Here is a 14,723-nt window from a genome sequence, read left to right on the forward strand (position 1 = left end):
AACTCGGCAAGATCCGCCTCCACGACCTCCAGGCCGACGCCGTTCTCCTCGCCATTGCGATGCGCCAGTTCCGCATAAGCTGGTTGCAGCTCCACACCGGTCAGGGTCATCCCGCCCACCCGTGCTGCCAGACACAGGATGGCCGCCCCTGCTCCGCACCCAAGCTCCAGCACCGATTGGCCCGCCCGCGCCGGAACCGATGCCGCCAGATAAACCGGATCGACACCGGCTCGATATCCCTTGTGCGGCTGCCACAGGCGGACACGTCCGCCAAGAAAATCGTTGCGGGTCAGATCGTGTTCCGCGAACCCCGTCATCGGCCCAACGGGATCTCGTTGTCTTTCATCGCCCGGACGGCCCGGTCGAAATCATCGACCCGCACCATCAATCGTCGCGGGAATATCCCGATCCCGCCTTCAAGTACGCTCATATTTACGTCCATCTCAAAGCAGTCTATATCCTCGCCCCTAAGAAGAGCGGAAGCAAAAGCCATGATGGTCGGATCGGTGGTGCGCAGAAGTTCTTTCATGGGGATGGATGTAAGGGCAAGGTAGGGCGAAAGTCGAGCCTTGTATCAGGAGTGTGATGGACATCAGCACAATTTCGAAACCGCATGAAAGGCTGGCGGAGCTGCTGGCCGCCGAGATGGACGCCGTGAACGAGTTGATCCGCGTTCGCATGGCCTCGAAACACGCGCCGCGCATCCCCGAGGTGACCGCCCATCTGGTCGAAGCAGGCGGCAAGCGCCTGCGCCCGATGCTGACGCTGGCTGCGGCACGGCTGTTCGGATATTCCGGCGACCATCACATCCGCCTCGCCGCCACGGTCGAATTCATCCACACCGCCACTCTTCTGCATGACGACGTGGTCGACGAAAGCGCCCAGCGGCGTGGGCGCCCCACAGCCAACCTGCTGTGGGACAACAAAAGCTCTGTTCTGGTCGGCGACTACCTGTTTTCCCGCAGTTTCCAGCTGATGGTCGAAACCGGCTCGCTTCGGGTGCTGGACATTCTCGCCAATGCCTCGGCCACGATTGCCGAGGGCGAGGTGCTGCAAATGACCGCCGCGACCGACCTGCGCACCGACGAAAGCGTGTATCTGCAAGTGGTGCGCGGCAAGACGGCGGCCCTGTTTTCGGCGGCAACCGAGGTCGGCGGCGTCATCGCAGGCGCGACCGAGGAACAGGTGCGCGCGCTTTACGATTATGGCGATGCACTGGGCATCGCCTTTCAGATCGCCGACGACCTGCTCGATTATCAAGGCGACAGCGCGGCCACAGGCAAGAACGTGGGCGACGATTTCCGCGAACGCAAGCTGACGCTGCCGGTCATCAAGGCGGTAGCGCAGGCGACGACGGACGAACACGCCTTCTGGCAGCGCACGATCGAAAAGGGCCGCCAGCAGGACGGCGATCTGGAACACGCCCTGAAGCTCATGCACAAATACCGGACGCTGGACGAAACCCGCGCCGATGCCCTCCGTTGGGCGGCCAAGGCAAAGGCGGCGCTGGGCGTGCTTCCCGATCACGAACTTCGCGGCCTGCTGCACGATCTGGCCGATTACGTGGTTTCGCGCCTCAATTGAGCTGCACCGCGCGGCACCACCAATCGGGATAGGCCACGCCGATCTCGTAGGCCGCGAAATGCGCGTCCTTCATCGTGGGGTACAACGCAAAACAGGTTGACCCTGACCCCGACATGCGGGCCAGCAGCGCCCGTGACGTCATCCTCAGTTCATCAAGAACGCGCTCGATCTCTCGCGCCACACCCATGGCCGGAATTTCCAGATCATTCCGTTGCTGTCTTAACCAATCCGCGCAATCGGCGGTTTCACCGAAATCCGGGATGTCATCCGGCATCGCGGCATTGTCGCGCCAGGCAAGCGCACCAAACACCGCACCGGTCGGCACCGCCACACCGGGATTGACCAAAAGCGCCGGCAGGTGGGGCAGGTCGACCGGTGAAACCTGCTCGCCAATCCCCTGCATCCGTGCCGCGCGCGCGGACAAGCAAACAGGCACGTCAGCCCCCAGAGACAGCGCCAGTCCCTCGGGGATTTCGATACCCTGTCCGGACAAGGCCCAAAGCGTCGCCGCCGCATCCGACGAACCGCCCCCGATCCCGGCACCGTGCGGCAGAACCTTGTTCAGGCGAACATGGCCGCGCCATCCCATCGCCTCGGCCGCTTGCCAGACCAGATTGCGACTGTCGACCGGGACGCCCTCTGCATGTTCGCCAGTGACGTCCATCGTCAGGCCGGACCCGGCGGAAAACTCCAGGCGATCTCCGATATCGGCAAACACCACCAGCGAATCCAGCAGGTGATAGCCATCGTCGCGTCGGCCGGTGACATGAAGGGTCAGGTTGATCTTGGCGGGCGCAAAGGCCTCAACCGTCATTGGCCACCTGCAAGGGGTCCGCGCCCTCTTCCTGCAACACCGCATCCAGACCGATATCCAGCTTGCGGCGAATGCGTTCGGGGTCGGCCTCGCCATCGGTGTCTTCGGGATCTATGAACGACAGGGCGCGTTTCCACTGGAACTCGGCCTCGCGCGCGCGGCTGACGGCCCAGTACACATCACCCAGGTGGTCGTTCACGACCGGGTCGATGGGCATCAACTCAACCGCGCGCTCCATATGCCCGACCGCCTCGTCATAGCGCCCAAGCCGGAACAGGACCCAGCCCAGACTGTCCACGATATAGCCGCTGTCAGGCTGCGCCAGCACCGCGCGCTGAATCATCTCCAGCGCTTCGTCCAGCTTTTCCCGCCGCTCGACCAGCGAATAGCCCAGATAGTTCAACACTTGCGGCTGATCCGGGCTTAGCTCCAGCGCCGCGCGGAAATCGGCTTCGGCCGCATCCCAATGTTTCAGGCGCTCATGGCTTATTCCGCGCGCATAGTGCAGGAACCATTGACCGCCCGCCCCCTCTTCCAACAGTTCAAGCGCCTTGTCATACGCGGCCACGGCTTCGGAGTACTTTTCCTGCTGCCGCTGCAAATCACCCAGCGCGCTGTGGACAACCGGAAGGTTGGGATAGTGCTGCGCCAGCTGCTCCAGCACCTCGATTGCGGCATCGGGCTTGGCCGACCGGCGCAAGGCCTCGGCCCGCCCCAGTTCCGCCGCATGATAATCCGGCCCGTCGGGTGGCACCATCTTATAGGTCGCAACCGCCAGATCATACTGACCCAACCCATCCAGCAACTCGGCACTCAACAGCAGCGCATCGATGTGATCGGGGCGCAGGAAAGTTGCGGTGCGGGAATAGACCAGAACGTAATCATGCGCCGCCTCGTTATTAAGGGCCGTACCGATGGAAAAGAATACCTCGGCCATCCCGTCAGCCGCTGAGCGCGCATGGGTGAATGGCAGCTTCTCACCGGCCTCAAGCTGTTCCGACACGGCTTGCAACGCAGGGTCGGCACGCCCCGCGAACACTTCGGCCAGATTTGCCAGTGCCTGCTCATTGCGGTCCAGTTGCGAAAGAACTTCGGCGCGCGCCAGAACCGCGCGGCGCGACATCCGCGATACCCGTCCCTCATCGGCGGCAAAGATCGCTTCCGCGCCTTCATAATCACCGACCGAAGCCAGCGCCAAAGCCTTGTGATAACGGGCAAAGTCCCGCAATCCGTTCTGTTCTGAAACCTTGTCGAACTGTTCCAGCGCCTTGGATACGGCCCCGTCGCCCATATATGCCCAGGCCGTCACCAGGCCATCGACCAGCGGTCCGATCCCCATGGTTTCGGGGTCCCGCTCCAGTATCTCCTTGTACCGCCCTTCCGAGATCAGGTTGGCCACGACCACCATATGCGCGACCTGGCTGCGCAAACCCTGCGCCTCCATTTCTTGCGCAACGGCATAGGCGCGTTTCAGGTCCCCCAGCGACAACTGCGCCAGAACCACGTTTTCCATCAAAGCGGGATTGGCCGGATCAATGGCAAGCGCCTGAACAAAATACCGCGCCGCCGCTTCATAATCGTTGCGATACACCGATTGGCGCCCTGCCAGATACGCCCCGGCCCCCGAGTCGGCCAATGCCGTCGTTGGTAGGGCCATCGCAACCGCAAGTGCGGCACCTGCCGCATGTCGTACCAAGGAGAACACCGCAATCCTGCCTTTTGTCGTTAATCCGGACACAAGCTAGGGCCTCGGCGGTAAAGAGGCAATGGCAGAGCTTTCACGTCCCCGCCATTGCCCGGTTTCTTGCTTACATATTTGGATAGTTCGGGCCATCCCCGCCCTGCGGCGTGGTCCAGGTGATGTTCTGGCTGGGATCCTTGATGTCGCAGGTCTTGCAGTGGACACAGTTCTGAAAGTTGATCACGAACCGAGGCTCCTTGCCGTCTTCCTCGACCATCTCGTAAACGCCCGCCGGGCAATACCGCTGCGCCGGTTCGGCGAATTTCGGCAGGTTGACCTTGACCGGGATATCCGGATCGGCCAGCCACAGGTGGCAGGGCTGGCTTTCCTCGTGGTTGGTCATGGCAAAGGACACGTTGGTCAACCGGTCAAAGGACAGCGTCCCATCAGGCTTGGGATAATCGATGGGCTTGTGCTTGCTGGCTTCTTCGGTCGACTGGGCATCGTTCTTGCCATGCCCCAACGTACCAAAGAACGAAAAGCCCAATGTGTTGGTCCACATGTCGAGCCCCCCCAGCACCAGCGAGGGGATCATCCCCCACTTGGACCACATCGGCTTGACGTTGCGCACCTTCTTCAGGTCCTTGCCGATCGCGCCATTTCGAACATCGGCCTCGTAAGCGGTCAGCTCATCGCCCGAACGCTCTGCCTTGATCGCGTCATAGGCCGCCTCGGCGGCTGCCTTGCCCGACAGCATCGCGTTGTGGTTGCCCTTGATGCGCGGCACGTTGACCATGCCCGCCGAACAGCCCAGCAGCGCCACACCAGGCGCCACCAGCTTCGGCATCGACTGCAGACCGCCTTCGGTGATCGCCCGCGCGCCATAGGCCACGCGCTTGCCGCCTTTCAGCAGCTCGGCCACCATCGGGTGATGCTTGAAGCGCTGGAATTCCATATAGGGGTACAGGTGCGGGTTCTTGTAGTTCAGATGAACCACGAAACCGACATAGACCTGATTGTTTTCAAGGTGATAGATGAACGACCCACCGCCTGCGTTGCTGCCCAGAGGCCAGCCCATCGTGTGGGTCACGGTGCCTTCCTTGTGCTTGGCCGGATCGATCTCCCAGATCTCTTTCATGCCAACGCCGTATTTCTGCGGCTCTTTCCCGGCCTGCAGGTCGAACTTTGCGATCACCTCCTTGGACAGCGAGCCGCGCACACCTTCCGACAGGAAGACGTATTTGCCGTGCAACTCCATGCCCGGCTCGGTATTCGGCCCGTAAGATCCATCAGCCTCAAGACCAAAGACACCGGCCACGACGCCTTTGACTTCGCCATTGTCGCCATAAACCAGCTCGGAACAGGACATGCCGGGGAAGATCTCGACGCCCAGTTCCTCGGCCTGCTCGGCCATCCAGCGACAGACATTGCCCATCGAGACGATGTAGTTGCCGTGGTTGTTCATCAGCGGCGGCATCGGGAAGTTCGGAATGCGGATCTGACCAGCTTCACCCAGCATATAGAAGTTGTCTTCGTGAACCGGTGTGTTCAGCGGCGCACCCTTTTCCTTCCAGTCGGGGATCAGCGCATCCAGACCGCAAGGGTCAAGAACCGCGCCCGACAGGATATGAGCGCCCACTTCCGAGCCTTTTTCCAGAACGACGACGTTCAGGTCCGCATCCAGCTGCTTCAGACGGATGGCCGCCGACAGGCCCGCAGGACCCGCGCCCACGATCACCACGTCATATTCCATCGCTTCGCGTTCAATTTCGGCCATCGTGGGCTCCTTCGCTGACTTTCCGAATTGGCGCTCTCAACGCGTGATCTGCGCAATTTTGTTTCACGCGTGATTACCCGTTGTGAAAGACCTTGGTCAATCGAAACACGGCGTAAAATCGCTGCAATGCGGCAGTTCAGCCCTCTGGTGCGTCGCCCATGAGGTATCTGGGACCGCTACCACGGGATTTTGCCCTGTCATCGGGGTTGTACAGCCTGCATTTCGGCAAGCTCAGACAGCCGCACCCGATGCATCCGTCCAGGTTGTCGCGCAACCGGATCAGGGTATCGATTCGGCTGTCCAGATGTGCCCGCAACCCCTTGCTGATCCGTTTCCAGTCCTGCGGTGTTGGCGTCCGGTTTCCCGGCAGGTCGGCCAGAACCTCGCGGATCTCCGGCAACGACAGGCCGAATTGCTGTGCGATCATCACGAAACTCAGCCTCCGGATATCGGCACGCTGATACCGCCGCTGCCCACCCGCATTGCGCCAGGGCGAAATCAGGTTCTGCGCTTCGTAATAGCGGATCGCCGACACCGCCAGACCGGTCCGCCGCGCCAATGCGCCGATGGAAAGCCCCTCTGACACCGCCATCTCTCAACTCCGGAAAAATTCCTTGACCTAAAGTTAGGTTTAGAAATTAGGGTGAGTCGTGACAAGACCCGAATTCGAAAGGGAGCAATCATGCCTGCAACACTGGAACACACGAATTTCACCGTCAGCGACCCCAAATCGACCGCCGCCTGGATGCAGGATGTGTTCGGCTGGAAAATCCGCTGGGAAGGCTCGGCCAAGGCGGGCGGTTACACCGTTCATGTCGGCAACACGCATACCTATCTGGCGCTATATGCACCCCAATCCCCCAAGCCATCAGGCGAAAGCAGCTATGACATCGTTGGCGGCCTGAATCACGTGGGCGTCGTTGTCGAAGACCTGGACGCCACCGAACAAAAGGTCCGCTCCGCCGGATTCGAACCCCACAACCACGCCGATTACGAACCCGGACGGCGGTTCTACTTTGACGATGACAACGGCATCGAATTCGAGGTGGTCGCCTACGATTAGGCCGTAATCCGCGCGTCGGCGCGTGCTGACCCCTTGCATTCTGCCGTCCATTTGGTTCAGGTATTGACTGAACCTACCAGTCGCCCCGACGCATTGCGCGGCGGGGCGACGCAATTTATGCGTGGAACAGTAACGATGGAAAAGATTCCGATGACGCCTGCGGGCTTCGCCGCGCTTGAGGCCGAGTTGAAAAAACTCAAATCCGAAGAGCGTCCCGCCATCATCAAGGCCATTGCCGAAGCCCGCGAGCATGGCGATCTGTCCGAAAACGCCGAATACCACTCGGCGCGCGAAAAGCAGTCCTTCATCGAGGGCCGCATCAAGGAACTCGAAGGCGTCCTGTCTCTGGCCGACGTGATCGACCCCAAAAGACTGTCCGGCGCCATCAAGTTCGGCGCCCGCGTCACGCTGGTCGACGAGGACACGGACGAAGAAAAGACCTGGCAGATCGTGGGTGAGCACGAGGCCAATATCGAAAGTGGTCTGCTCAACATCAAATCGCCCATCGCCCGTGCCTTGATTGGCAAGGACGAAGGCGACAGCGTCGAGGTCCATACGCCCGGCGGCCTGAGGTCTTACGAAATTCTGACCATCCAGTATTCCTGACGGGGGGCACGGCCATGTCGGGCACCCCACCGGAAAAGGAATCGGACCGCCCGACTTCGCTTGGCATCTACGACCGCCCGCAAAAGCAGTCCATCACCGGGATCGAGATTGCGGCCATCGTGCTCAGTGTACTTTGGCTGGCCTTCGCCGTGGTCTTCATCGTCATGCCCCGCAACGAAGCCGCCAGCGGGCCGCTGGTCGTCATGCTGGCGGTCTTTCTGCCGGTGGCAATGATATGGGTCGCGGCAACCGCCATGCGCGCCAGCCGCATCATGCGCGAGGAAAGCCAGCGCCTGCAAACCGCGATCGACGCGATTCGCAACGCCTATGTCCTGCAACAGCAGCGCGCCGCGATCATTCAGGAACCGACTGTCACCAAAAAGCTCGACCAGATCGTCGCAGCGGCGAAAAAGGCCGAAACCACGCTGGCAACCTTCTCGACCTCGCGGGCAGCCGAAAAGGTCAAACCGGCGACGCAGGTCAAGTCCGGATCATCCAACGGCCAGACCACGCTGGAACTTGGCACCCCTGCCGAAGCGCTCGCACCGCCGCTTGCGACCGAGGATTTCATTCGCGCCCTCAATTTCCCGGAAACCGCCGAAGACACCGACGGGTTCGCCGCGCTGCGCCGCGCATTGAAAGACCGCAAGGCCGCGCAGCTCATTCAGGCCGCGCAGGACGTGCTGACCCTGCTCAGTCAGGAAGGCATCTATATGGATGACCTCAAACCGGATATGGCACGCCCCGAAATCTGGCGCCAGTTCGCCCAGGGTGCCCGTGGCCGCGCAGTGGCTGGTCTGGGCGGCATTCGCGACCGCTCGTCGCTGGCCCTGGCTTCGGGCCGCATGAAACAGGACCCGATCTTTCGCGACGCGGCCCATCATTTCCTGCGCCGTTTCGACCACATGATCGTCGCCTTCGAACCCGAGGCGACGGATGCCGAGATCGCGGCCCTTGGCGAAACCCGAACCGCGCGCGCCTTCATGCTGCTGGGCCGCGTGGCCGGGACGTTCGACTGACCGGCGTCGCAGGGTCTACAACCCGAAACTGCCATAGGGAATGAATCGCACCGGATCGCCGGGGCGGATATGCTGCTCGCCGTCGCCAATCTCGACCAGCCCGTCAGCCCAGCTCAACCCGCTGATACGGCCCGACCCTTCCGAGCGGAACACCTCGACCCGGCCCTCGCGCACCCGCGCCCGCAAGTATTCCCGCCGCCCCGGCTTCTTGCGCTTTTCGAACGCGGCAGGCAGGTCGAACCCCTGCGGCTCCTGCCAGTCTTCACCCGCCAGCAGGCCCATCGCGGGCCGCGCAAAGATCAGCGTGCACACCATCGCCGCCACCGGATTGCCGGGAAGGCCGAAAACCGGGGTTCCGTTCCAGATACCCAAGGCCAAAGGCCGCCCCGGTTTCAGCGCGATGCGCCATTCCTGCATCGCGCCCGCCTCTCGCAGCAGGGCCGACATATGATCCTCGTCCCCGGCAGACGCCCCGCCGCTGGTCAGGATCACATCCGCCTTTTCGGCGGCCTCGTCCAGCCTGGCCCTCAGTGTGGGCCGGTCATCCGGCACCCGCCCGATATCGACCGTTTCGAACCCGAACCGCTCGGCCATCGCCAGCAACATCGGGCGGTTGGCGTCGAATATCTGGCCCGGTCCCGCCTCGTCTCCCGGCTCGACCAGTTCGTCACCGGTCGATACCACCGCCACACGCAGCGGCAGATGCACCGGTGCCACGGCCACGCCCACCGCCGACAACAGCGCCAGATCGGCCGCGTTCAGCTTGCGCCCCCGGCGCAAGACAATATCGCCGGCGGCCACGTCCTCGCCCGCCCTGCGCGTGTTGGCCCCCTGCTTCAACGGACCGTGAAACGCGACATGGCCGTCCTGAACGGTCACGTCCTCCTCCAGAATGACCGTATCGACACCTTCGGGCAGCGCCGCGCCCGTCAGAATGCGCAACGCCTGCCCCCCGGCCAGAACCCCGTCGAACGGCACCCCCGCCGCCGCCCGCCCCTCGGCCAGCGGCACCACATGCGCGCCCTCCGGATAGCCCCCGGCAAAGCCATATCCATCGACCGCCGAATTCGGCAGCGGCGGGTTGGAACGCAGCGCCACCACATCTTCGGCCAGCACCCGGCCCAGCGCCCGCATCACCGGCAATCTTTCAGTCCCGGTCACGGCATGCATCCGCTCGCGCAGCATCGCCAGCGCGTCGTCAACCGGCGTCCAGTTCACGCCCGCAGGCAGGGCGAAACAATCGTTTTTCAAAGGCGGCGGCGCGATATCCGGTTTTGCTTGCGTCACACCCATGATCCACCCTTCCTCTGCTGCGCTGACATCCAATTGTTGCGCCAAGTCTTGCCGCGAAAGGCCTGCCAGATTCAATGCGACCTGTTCGACCTGCCAGGCATCCCTGATCCGCCCTTGCGGCGCAGCACCCAACGTCAGCGACGGCCAGATCTCGACAAACGCCACCGCCCTGTCCAAAGGCTCATAAGGCCAGACGGCGACCTGCCCCGCAAACCTTCGGCGCAACCGCGCCAGAACGGGCAGGCCCATCATCACCTGTCCGCCCACCGCGCCCGCGCCACCCATCTGCCAGCAGGTGAAACTTCCCCTGGCAAGCGCCTCGACCCTGCGGCGATCCGGAAACGGGTTGTGATAGTCATCCTTGCGGCGCGGCAGCCCCTCGATGTCCCGTTGCAACCCGTTCATCCAGAACGGTCCCCTGCCCCCGAACACCCGATTGATCTCACCGGCCAGATCGAACCGGTTGTTCGCCGCCGGATCGTCCTCGATCCGCGCCTCGAACCAGTCCCACAGCTCCAGCGGATCGTCGGTTCCGGTCATCGCGCGGGCAAACCCCCGCGGATAGCCGAACGGAAAATCGAACCCCAGAAACAGACGCCGCCCGGCAGCCACCTCTGCGGCAATCAACTCTGTCAGCCAATCTTCGGCCCGCTGCCGGTTGCGCAGATAAACCGGCTCGTCGGCCTGCCCGCCCCGCACCACACAGACCCAGATCGCATCCCTTCGCGGGCGTGGCCCGGTGTCGTTGCCACCCGACCAGTCCACCATCGCAAAGGTCCTGAATGGGGTCACAAACCGACCTCTTTCAGGATGAAATCCGCAATGGCCACGGTGTCGTTCAGATCGAACACAGGCCGGTCCAGGTCAAGCGCCACATCGCTCGCCACAGCCCGGATGCTGGCATCCCCCGGCGCGATCAGCTCATTGCCCGGCTCGGCACGATAGGCCTCGATCTTGGGGTGACGTTCGCGCTTGTACCCTTCGATCAGCACCAGATCGACCGGCGACAACCGCGTCAGCAACTCCGACAATGCCGGTTCCGGCGCACCGCGCAACTCCTGCATATGCGCCACCCGGTATTTCGAGGCCAACAGCACCTCTGCCGCCCCCGCCTGCCGGTGGCGAAAACTGTCGCGTCCGGGGTGATCCACGTCAAACGAATGATGCGCATGCTTGACAGTCGACACACTGAAACCGCGCCCGGTGATCTCGGCCACCAGACGTTCCATCAGCCCGGTCTTGCCTGCATTCTTCCAGCCGGTGACGCCATAAACCTTCATGCCCGCTCCAACAGATTTTCAGCCATCGCCAAATCCTCGGGCGTGTTGACGTTGAAAAACGGGTCGAACTCGCCTACCGGAAACAACGCCTCGCACCCCTCATGCCGGTCGGTCCACAGCACCACCTTGCGCAAGCCCTCGCTCAGCGCGGCGCGCAGATCATCACGCAAAGCCACCGGCCACAGGCCAAAGGTCGGATGACGGTTCACCTTGCCCCGGCCACCCGATTTCAACTCTTCCCCGGTGCGCGGCGTGGTTGCCAGCACCAGAGGATGCGCCTGCCCTTCGGCAGCAGCCATGAGCCGCGCCACCAGATCGCGCGGAAAGAACGGCGTGTCGGCAGCGGCGGTGACAATCGCCTCGGCCCCCTGATCTGCGGCCCAGTCCAGCCCGGCCAGAACCCCGGCCAGAGGCCCTGCAAAGCCTTCGATGGAATCCGCAATCACCGGCAAGCCCAGATCGGCAAACCGCGCAGGATCACCGTTGGCATTCAGCGCCAGTCCCGCCACTTGCGGGCCCAAACGGCCCATGACATGCGACACCAGCGGCTTGCCGCCCAACAGCAACCGCCCCTTGTCGCCACCGCCCATCCGGGTGGCCAGACCGCCTGCAAGGATCACGCCCAAAGGCTGCTTCATTGTCACTCCCGCCATCCTCAAGCGAACGAGGCAACACCTTTAAATCATTTCCACCGAGACTCAATTCAATTGAAACGCTGTCGGATAGAGATGGTGGAGAATGAACAACCACGCAATCAAAGTTCCAACCGACAGAAACGATGTCGCCGACACGGTATGCGCCGCCAACTCGGTCTCCTGATCATAGTGCTTGGCCAGTAGAAAGATGTTTTTCGCAGTCGGAACCGCCGCCGATATCGTCGCCGCAATCGTCCAAAGCGGGTCAAGCCCGACCAGGTGTGCCGCAAGCAATACCAGCCCCGGCGCGACAATCAGCTTGGTCAGGGACAAGACCAGAATAAGTGGCCCTGTCTTGACGATGACTCGCACGCTGGTCGTGTACCCGATTGCAAAAAGCGCGACCGCCGCCAGACCCTGGCTTAACACCTCCAGGTAATCCTTGACTGCCGGAGCAAAACCCAAACCAGTGATCGAATATGCAACGCCCAGCAGGGTTCCAAGAATGATCGGGTTTTTCAGAACATTGATGAGCAGCCTTGAAACACCGGTCTTTTTTGCCGCCGATTGCCCGGAAACGCTTTCCAGAATGATCGTCAGCGTCAAAAGCAAAACCGCGACAACCAGATTTGCCAACACTGCAGGCAGTGCGCCGCTCGACCCGAAAATCGCGTGGAGTATCGGCAAGGCGACAAGCGCCGTATTCGATGCCACTGCCGCAAAGGATGCAACTGTCGCCGCACCGGTCGAAAAATGCTGGACGCGCCTCAACACCAGAAAGAGCACGGCAAACAGAATTGCCAGCGCCCCACCATAAGCCATGTAGAAGCCATAGTTGAGCAGATCACCAAATTCCTCCTGCCCGATGAGATAGAACATGATCGCCGGAAGCAGAACATAGACAGCAAACTGTACCAGAGATTCAGAAATCGTATCGGACAGCAATCCAGTCCACGAAAAGACATAACCCGTCAGAATGACCGCAAACACAGGTGCAATAAGGTTGAGCAGTTCCATGCGGTCCCTCGCTGGCTTTTCGAGCGCAAGTCAGATCGCATTTCCAGATCATTGCAGTAACAAAACCCAACGCCCGGGGCTTTATGCTAACCCAAGCGCGGGAAATTTCTCAAATTATTGTGCTCTTTGTGAGGAGTTTGAGGCCGAAATCACCCCACAGCGCCAATCGAACTACTCACCCGCACTCTTCCGCCGATGTTTCTTATCCTCGAGCGGCACCGTCGCCGGGTCGACATCCCGCACCAACCGGTCCTCGCCCGACAGACACACGAACCGCTGTCCGCGCATACGCCCGATCAGGGTCAGGCCCACCTCGCGCGCGATCTCGACACCCCAGGCGGTAAAGCCGGAACGCGAGGCCAGCACCGGAATACCCATCATCGCCGTCTTGATCACCATCTCGGACGTCAGCCGCCCGGTTGTGTAAAGGATCTTGTCCGCCGCCGTCTCGCCCTCGGACAGCATCCAGCCCGCGATCTTGTCCACCGCGTTGTGACGGCCCACGTCCTCCATATAGACCAGCGGCCGGTTTTCGCGGCACAGCACGGTGCCATGAATTGCCCCCGCCTCCAGATACAGCGACGGGGTCCGGTTTATCCTTGCCGCCAGTTCATACAGCCAAGAGGTCCGCACGCTCACCTGCGGCAGCGTCACGCCCTCCAGCCCCTCCATCATGTCGCCGAACACCGTACCCACGGCACAGCCGCTGGTGCGGGTCTTTTTCTTCAGCTTGTCTTCATACGAGGTTTCCCGCGCCGTACGCACCACGACGGTTTCCAGTTCGTCGTCATAATCGACGCGCACGATTTCGTCATCGGGGCGCAGCATCCCCTGATTGCGCAGAAAGCCCAGCGCAAGGTATTCGGGATAATCCCCGATGGTCATCGCCGTGACGATTTCCTGCGCGTTGAGAAAGATCGTCAGCGGGCGCTCCTCGACCACCAAAATCCGGCTGAGCTCGCCATTCTGATCCACGCCTTCGACGGCGCGCGTCAGCCGCTCCGCTTCGGGATCGGGGGCGATGATATAGTCCGACAGGTCCGTCTCAATGGCCAATTGCAACCCTTTCCCAAGCCCGTTACTGCTGTCGCGGTCACCATAGGATCTAGGCATGGCATTCACCACATCCAATTCCTACTACTGGAAGGGTTTTCGCGATGGCTTCCCCTTCATCTTCGTGGCCATCCCGTTCGGCACCCTGTTCGGTGTGTTCGCGACCGAGGCCGGGCTGAACATCGTCCAGACCATGACCTTTACCGCAACCGTGTTTGCCGGGGCCGCCCAGTTCGCCGCGTTGCAACTGCTGCAGGACAACGCGCCGACCGTGATCGTGCTCGCCTCGGCGCTGGCGGTGAACCTCCGGGTGGCAATGTACTCGGCCTCGCTGACCCCCTACCTCGGGGCGGCACCTTTGTGGCAGCGCGCCTGTGCCGCGTATTTCGTCGTCGACCAGTCCTATGCCTGCTGCATGGTCCGGTTCGAGCGGGAACCTGATTTGTACATTTCGGACAGGATGGCCTATTTTTTCGGTACAATTTCGCCAATTGCGCCGCTCTGGTATCTGTGCACCTACCTCGGCGCGGTTCTGGGCACGCAGATCCCGGAAAGCTGGGCACTTGATTTTGCGCTCCCGATCACCTTCCTGTCGATGGTCGGCCCCATGCTGCGCACCCTGCCCCATGTCATCGCCGCCCTCGTCGCGATCACCGTTTCGCTGCTGACCGTCTGGGTCCCTTTCAACCTCGGCCTGCTGATTGCCGGATGCACCGGCATGATGGCCGGAGCACAGGCCGAAGTGATGCTGAAGCGCAGGGAGGCCCGGGCATGACCCAGATCGACCCCGCCACCATGTGGATCGTGATCGCCGGTCTTGCGGTCGGCAGCTTTGCGTTGCGGTTCGTCTTTATCGGGCTGGTCGGCGACCGGCCGATGCCCGAGTGGCTGCTGCGCCACT

Annotated in this window: 17 protein-coding genes; 6 read left to right on the forward strand and 11 right to left on the reverse strand. The window is 61.9% G+C overall.

The window, feature by feature from the left end:
* Nucleotides 1–317, reverse strand: a 317-nt coding sequence (locus tag AC2FLX_RS20315) for a methyltransferase domain-containing protein (protein ID WP_496875517.1), incomplete at its 3' end; no start/stop codon positions are given.
* Nucleotides 314–529: a putative signal transducing protein gene (locus tag AC2FLX_RS20320; protein WP_496807402.1), complete on the reverse strand. Its 216-nt coding sequence runs from the start codon at nucleotides 527–529 to the stop codon at nucleotides 314–316. The genes AC2FLX_RS20320 and AC2FLX_RS20315, both read right to left, overlap by 4 nt.
* Nucleotides 530–585: 56 nt before the next feature.
* Here AC2FLX_RS20320 and AC2FLX_RS20325 point away from each other — a divergent pair, with 56 nt between their 5' ends.
* The gene (locus AC2FLX_RS20325; RefSeq protein WP_496744541.1) at nucleotides 586–1,584 is read left to right on the forward strand and encodes a polyprenyl synthetase family protein; all 999 of its coding nucleotides are present in this window, start codon (nucleotides 586–588) and stop codon (nucleotides 1,582–1,584) included.
* On the opposite strand, the gene AC2FLX_RS20330 is transcribed toward AC2FLX_RS20325, so the two are convergent.
* The 4 genes from AC2FLX_RS20330 to soxR form a co-directional block, all read right to left on the reverse strand.
* Nucleotides 1,577–2,398 (reverse strand): 4-(cytidine 5'-diphospho)-2-C-methyl-D-erythritol kinase, encoded by an 822-nt coding sequence (locus AC2FLX_RS20330; RefSeq protein ID WP_496809698.1) that lies wholly within the window; start codon nucleotides 2,396–2,398, stop codon nucleotides 1,577–1,579. The two genes, AC2FLX_RS20325 and AC2FLX_RS20330, sit on opposite strands and share 8 nt — an antisense overlap.
* Nucleotides 2,388–4,055, reverse strand: coding sequence for a tetratricopeptide repeat protein (locus tag AC2FLX_RS20335; RefSeq protein ID WP_496744562.1), 1,668 nt, complete (start codon nucleotides 4,053–4,055; stop codon nucleotides 2,388–2,390). The genes AC2FLX_RS20330 and AC2FLX_RS20335 overlap by 11 nt, the downstream gene beginning before the upstream one ends.
* Nucleotides 4,056–4,206: 151 nt before the next feature.
* The gene (locus tag AC2FLX_RS20340) at nucleotides 4,207–5,856 is read right to left on the reverse strand and encodes an electron transfer flavoprotein-ubiquinone oxidoreductase (RefSeq protein ID WP_496809697.1); all 1,650 of its coding nucleotides are present in this window, start codon (nucleotides 5,854–5,856) and stop codon (nucleotides 4,207–4,209) included.
* 136 nt (nucleotides 5,857–5,992) lie between these two features.
* Nucleotides 5,993–6,448, reverse strand: a complete 456-nt coding sequence (gene soxR, locus AC2FLX_RS20345; RefSeq protein WP_480748694.1) for a redox-sensitive transcriptional activator SoxR — start codon at nucleotides 6,446–6,448, stop codon at nucleotides 5,993–5,995.
* 90 nt (nucleotides 6,449–6,538) lie between these two features.
* Here soxR and AC2FLX_RS20350 point away from each other — a divergent pair, with 90 nt between their 5' ends.
* From AC2FLX_RS20350 to AC2FLX_RS20360, 3 genes are all read left to right on the forward strand, one after another.
* Nucleotides 6,539–6,919: a VOC family protein gene (locus tag AC2FLX_RS20350; protein WP_496809696.1), complete on the forward strand. Its 381-nt coding sequence runs from the start codon at nucleotides 6,539–6,541 to the stop codon at nucleotides 6,917–6,919.
* 135 nt (nucleotides 6,920–7,054) lie between these two features.
* Complete coding sequence (greA, locus tag AC2FLX_RS20355; protein WP_480748692.1) at nucleotides 7,055–7,525, forward strand: transcription elongation factor GreA; 471 nt, start codon at nucleotides 7,055–7,057, stop codon at nucleotides 7,523–7,525.
* A 14-nt stretch (nucleotides 7,526–7,539) separates the two neighbouring features.
* Nucleotides 7,540–8,544: a hypothetical protein gene (locus AC2FLX_RS20360; protein ID WP_496807399.1), complete on the forward strand. Its 1,005-nt coding sequence runs from the start codon at nucleotides 7,540–7,542 to the stop codon at nucleotides 8,542–8,544.
* Between the two features lie 15 nt (nucleotides 8,545–8,559).
* On the opposite strand, the gene AC2FLX_RS20365 is transcribed toward AC2FLX_RS20360, so the two are convergent.
* From AC2FLX_RS20365 to AC2FLX_RS20385, 5 genes are all read right to left on the reverse strand, one after another.
* The gene (locus AC2FLX_RS20365; RefSeq protein ID WP_496809695.1) at nucleotides 8,560–10,629 is read right to left on the reverse strand and encodes a molybdenum cofactor synthesis domain-containing protein; all 2,070 of its coding nucleotides are present in this window, start codon (nucleotides 10,627–10,629) and stop codon (nucleotides 8,560–8,562) included.
* Nucleotides 10,626–11,117 (reverse strand): molybdopterin-guanine dinucleotide biosynthesis protein B, encoded by a 492-nt coding sequence (gene mobB, locus AC2FLX_RS20370; protein WP_480748689.1) that lies wholly within the window; start codon nucleotides 11,115–11,117, stop codon nucleotides 10,626–10,628. The genes AC2FLX_RS20365 and mobB overlap by 4 nt, the downstream gene beginning before the upstream one ends.
* Nucleotides 11,114–11,755, reverse strand: coding sequence for a molybdenum cofactor guanylyltransferase MobA (gene mobA / locus AC2FLX_RS20375; protein ID WP_480748688.1), 642 nt, complete (start codon nucleotides 11,753–11,755; stop codon nucleotides 11,114–11,116). The genes mobB and mobA overlap by 4 nt, the downstream gene beginning before the upstream one ends.
* A 60-nt stretch (nucleotides 11,756–11,815) precedes the next feature.
* Nucleotides 11,816–12,769, reverse strand: a complete 954-nt coding sequence (locus tag AC2FLX_RS20380) for an AEC family transporter (protein ID WP_496809694.1) — start codon at nucleotides 12,767–12,769, stop codon at nucleotides 11,816–11,818.
* Between the two features lie 171 nt (nucleotides 12,770–12,940).
* Nucleotides 12,941–13,882 (reverse strand): formate dehydrogenase accessory sulfurtransferase FdhD, encoded by a 942-nt coding sequence (locus tag AC2FLX_RS20385; RefSeq protein WP_496809693.1) that lies wholly within the window; start codon nucleotides 13,880–13,882, stop codon nucleotides 12,941–12,943.
* On the opposite strand from AC2FLX_RS20385, the gene AC2FLX_RS20390 reads away from it, so the two are divergent.
* Complete coding sequence (locus AC2FLX_RS20390) at nucleotides 13,881–14,597, forward strand: AzlC family ABC transporter permease (RefSeq protein WP_480748684.1); 717 nt, start codon at nucleotides 13,881–13,883, stop codon at nucleotides 14,595–14,597. The two genes, AC2FLX_RS20385 and AC2FLX_RS20390, sit on opposite strands and share 2 nt — an antisense overlap.
* Nucleotides 14,594–14,723 (forward strand): AzlD domain-containing protein (locus AC2FLX_RS20395; protein WP_496875518.1); only part of this gene is annotated, 130 nt, incomplete at its 3' end. The genes AC2FLX_RS20390 and AC2FLX_RS20395, both read left to right, overlap by 4 nt.

The sequence above is a fragment of the Ruegeria sp. YKSF57 genome, assembly GCF_059612585.1.

Excerpts from the sequence above, each read along its gene's own strand:
- AC2FLX_RS20385 (WP_496809693.1), bottom strand. The coding sequence starts at position 13,882 with ATGCCTAGATCCTATGGTGACCGCGACAGCAGTAACGGGCTTGGGAAA.
- soxR (WP_480748694.1), bottom strand. The coding sequence starts at position 6,448 with ATGGCGGTGTCAGAGGGGCTTTCCATCGGCGCATTGGCGCGGCGGACC.
- AC2FLX_RS20390 (WP_480748684.1), top strand. The coding sequence starts at position 13,881 with ATGGCATTCACCACATCCAATTCCTACTACTGGAAGGGTTTTCGCGAT.
- AC2FLX_RS20320 (WP_496807402.1), bottom strand. The coding sequence starts at position 529 with ATGAAAGAACTTCTGCGCACCACCGATCCGACCATCATGGCTTTTGCT.
- AC2FLX_RS20330 (WP_496809698.1), bottom strand. The coding sequence starts at position 2,398 with ATGACGGTTGAGGCCTTTGCGCCCGCCAAGATCAACCTGACCCTTCAT.
- AC2FLX_RS20350 (WP_496809696.1), top strand. The coding sequence starts at position 6,539 with ATGCCTGCAACACTGGAACACACGAATTTCACCGTCAGCGACCCCAAA.
- AC2FLX_RS20380 (WP_496809694.1), bottom strand. The coding sequence starts at position 12,769 with ATGGAACTGCTCAACCTTATTGCACCTGTGTTTGCGGTCATTCTGACG.
- AC2FLX_RS20325 (WP_496744541.1), top strand. The coding sequence starts at position 586 with ATGGACATCAGCACAATTTCGAAACCGCATGAAAGGCTGGCGGAGCTG.
- AC2FLX_RS20340 (WP_496809697.1), bottom strand. The coding sequence starts at position 5,856 with ATGGCCGAAATTGAACGCGAAGCGATGGAATATGACGTGGTGATCGTG.
- mobB (WP_480748689.1), bottom strand. The coding sequence starts at position 11,117 with ATGAAGGTTTATGGCGTCACCGGCTGGAAGAATGCAGGCAAGACCGGG.
- AC2FLX_RS20335 (WP_496744562.1), bottom strand. The coding sequence starts at position 4,055 with ATGGCCCTACCAACGACGGCATTGGCCGACTCGGGGGCCGGGGCGTAT.
- mobA (WP_480748688.1), bottom strand. The coding sequence starts at position 11,755 with ATGAAGCAGCCTTTGGGCGTGATCCTTGCAGGCGGTCTGGCCACCCGG.
- greA (WP_480748692.1), top strand. The coding sequence starts at position 7,055 with ATGGAAAAGATTCCGATGACGCCTGCGGGCTTCGCCGCGCTTGAGGCC.
- AC2FLX_RS20360 (WP_496807399.1), top strand. The coding sequence starts at position 7,540 with ATGTCGGGCACCCCACCGGAAAAGGAATCGGACCGCCCGACTTCGCTT.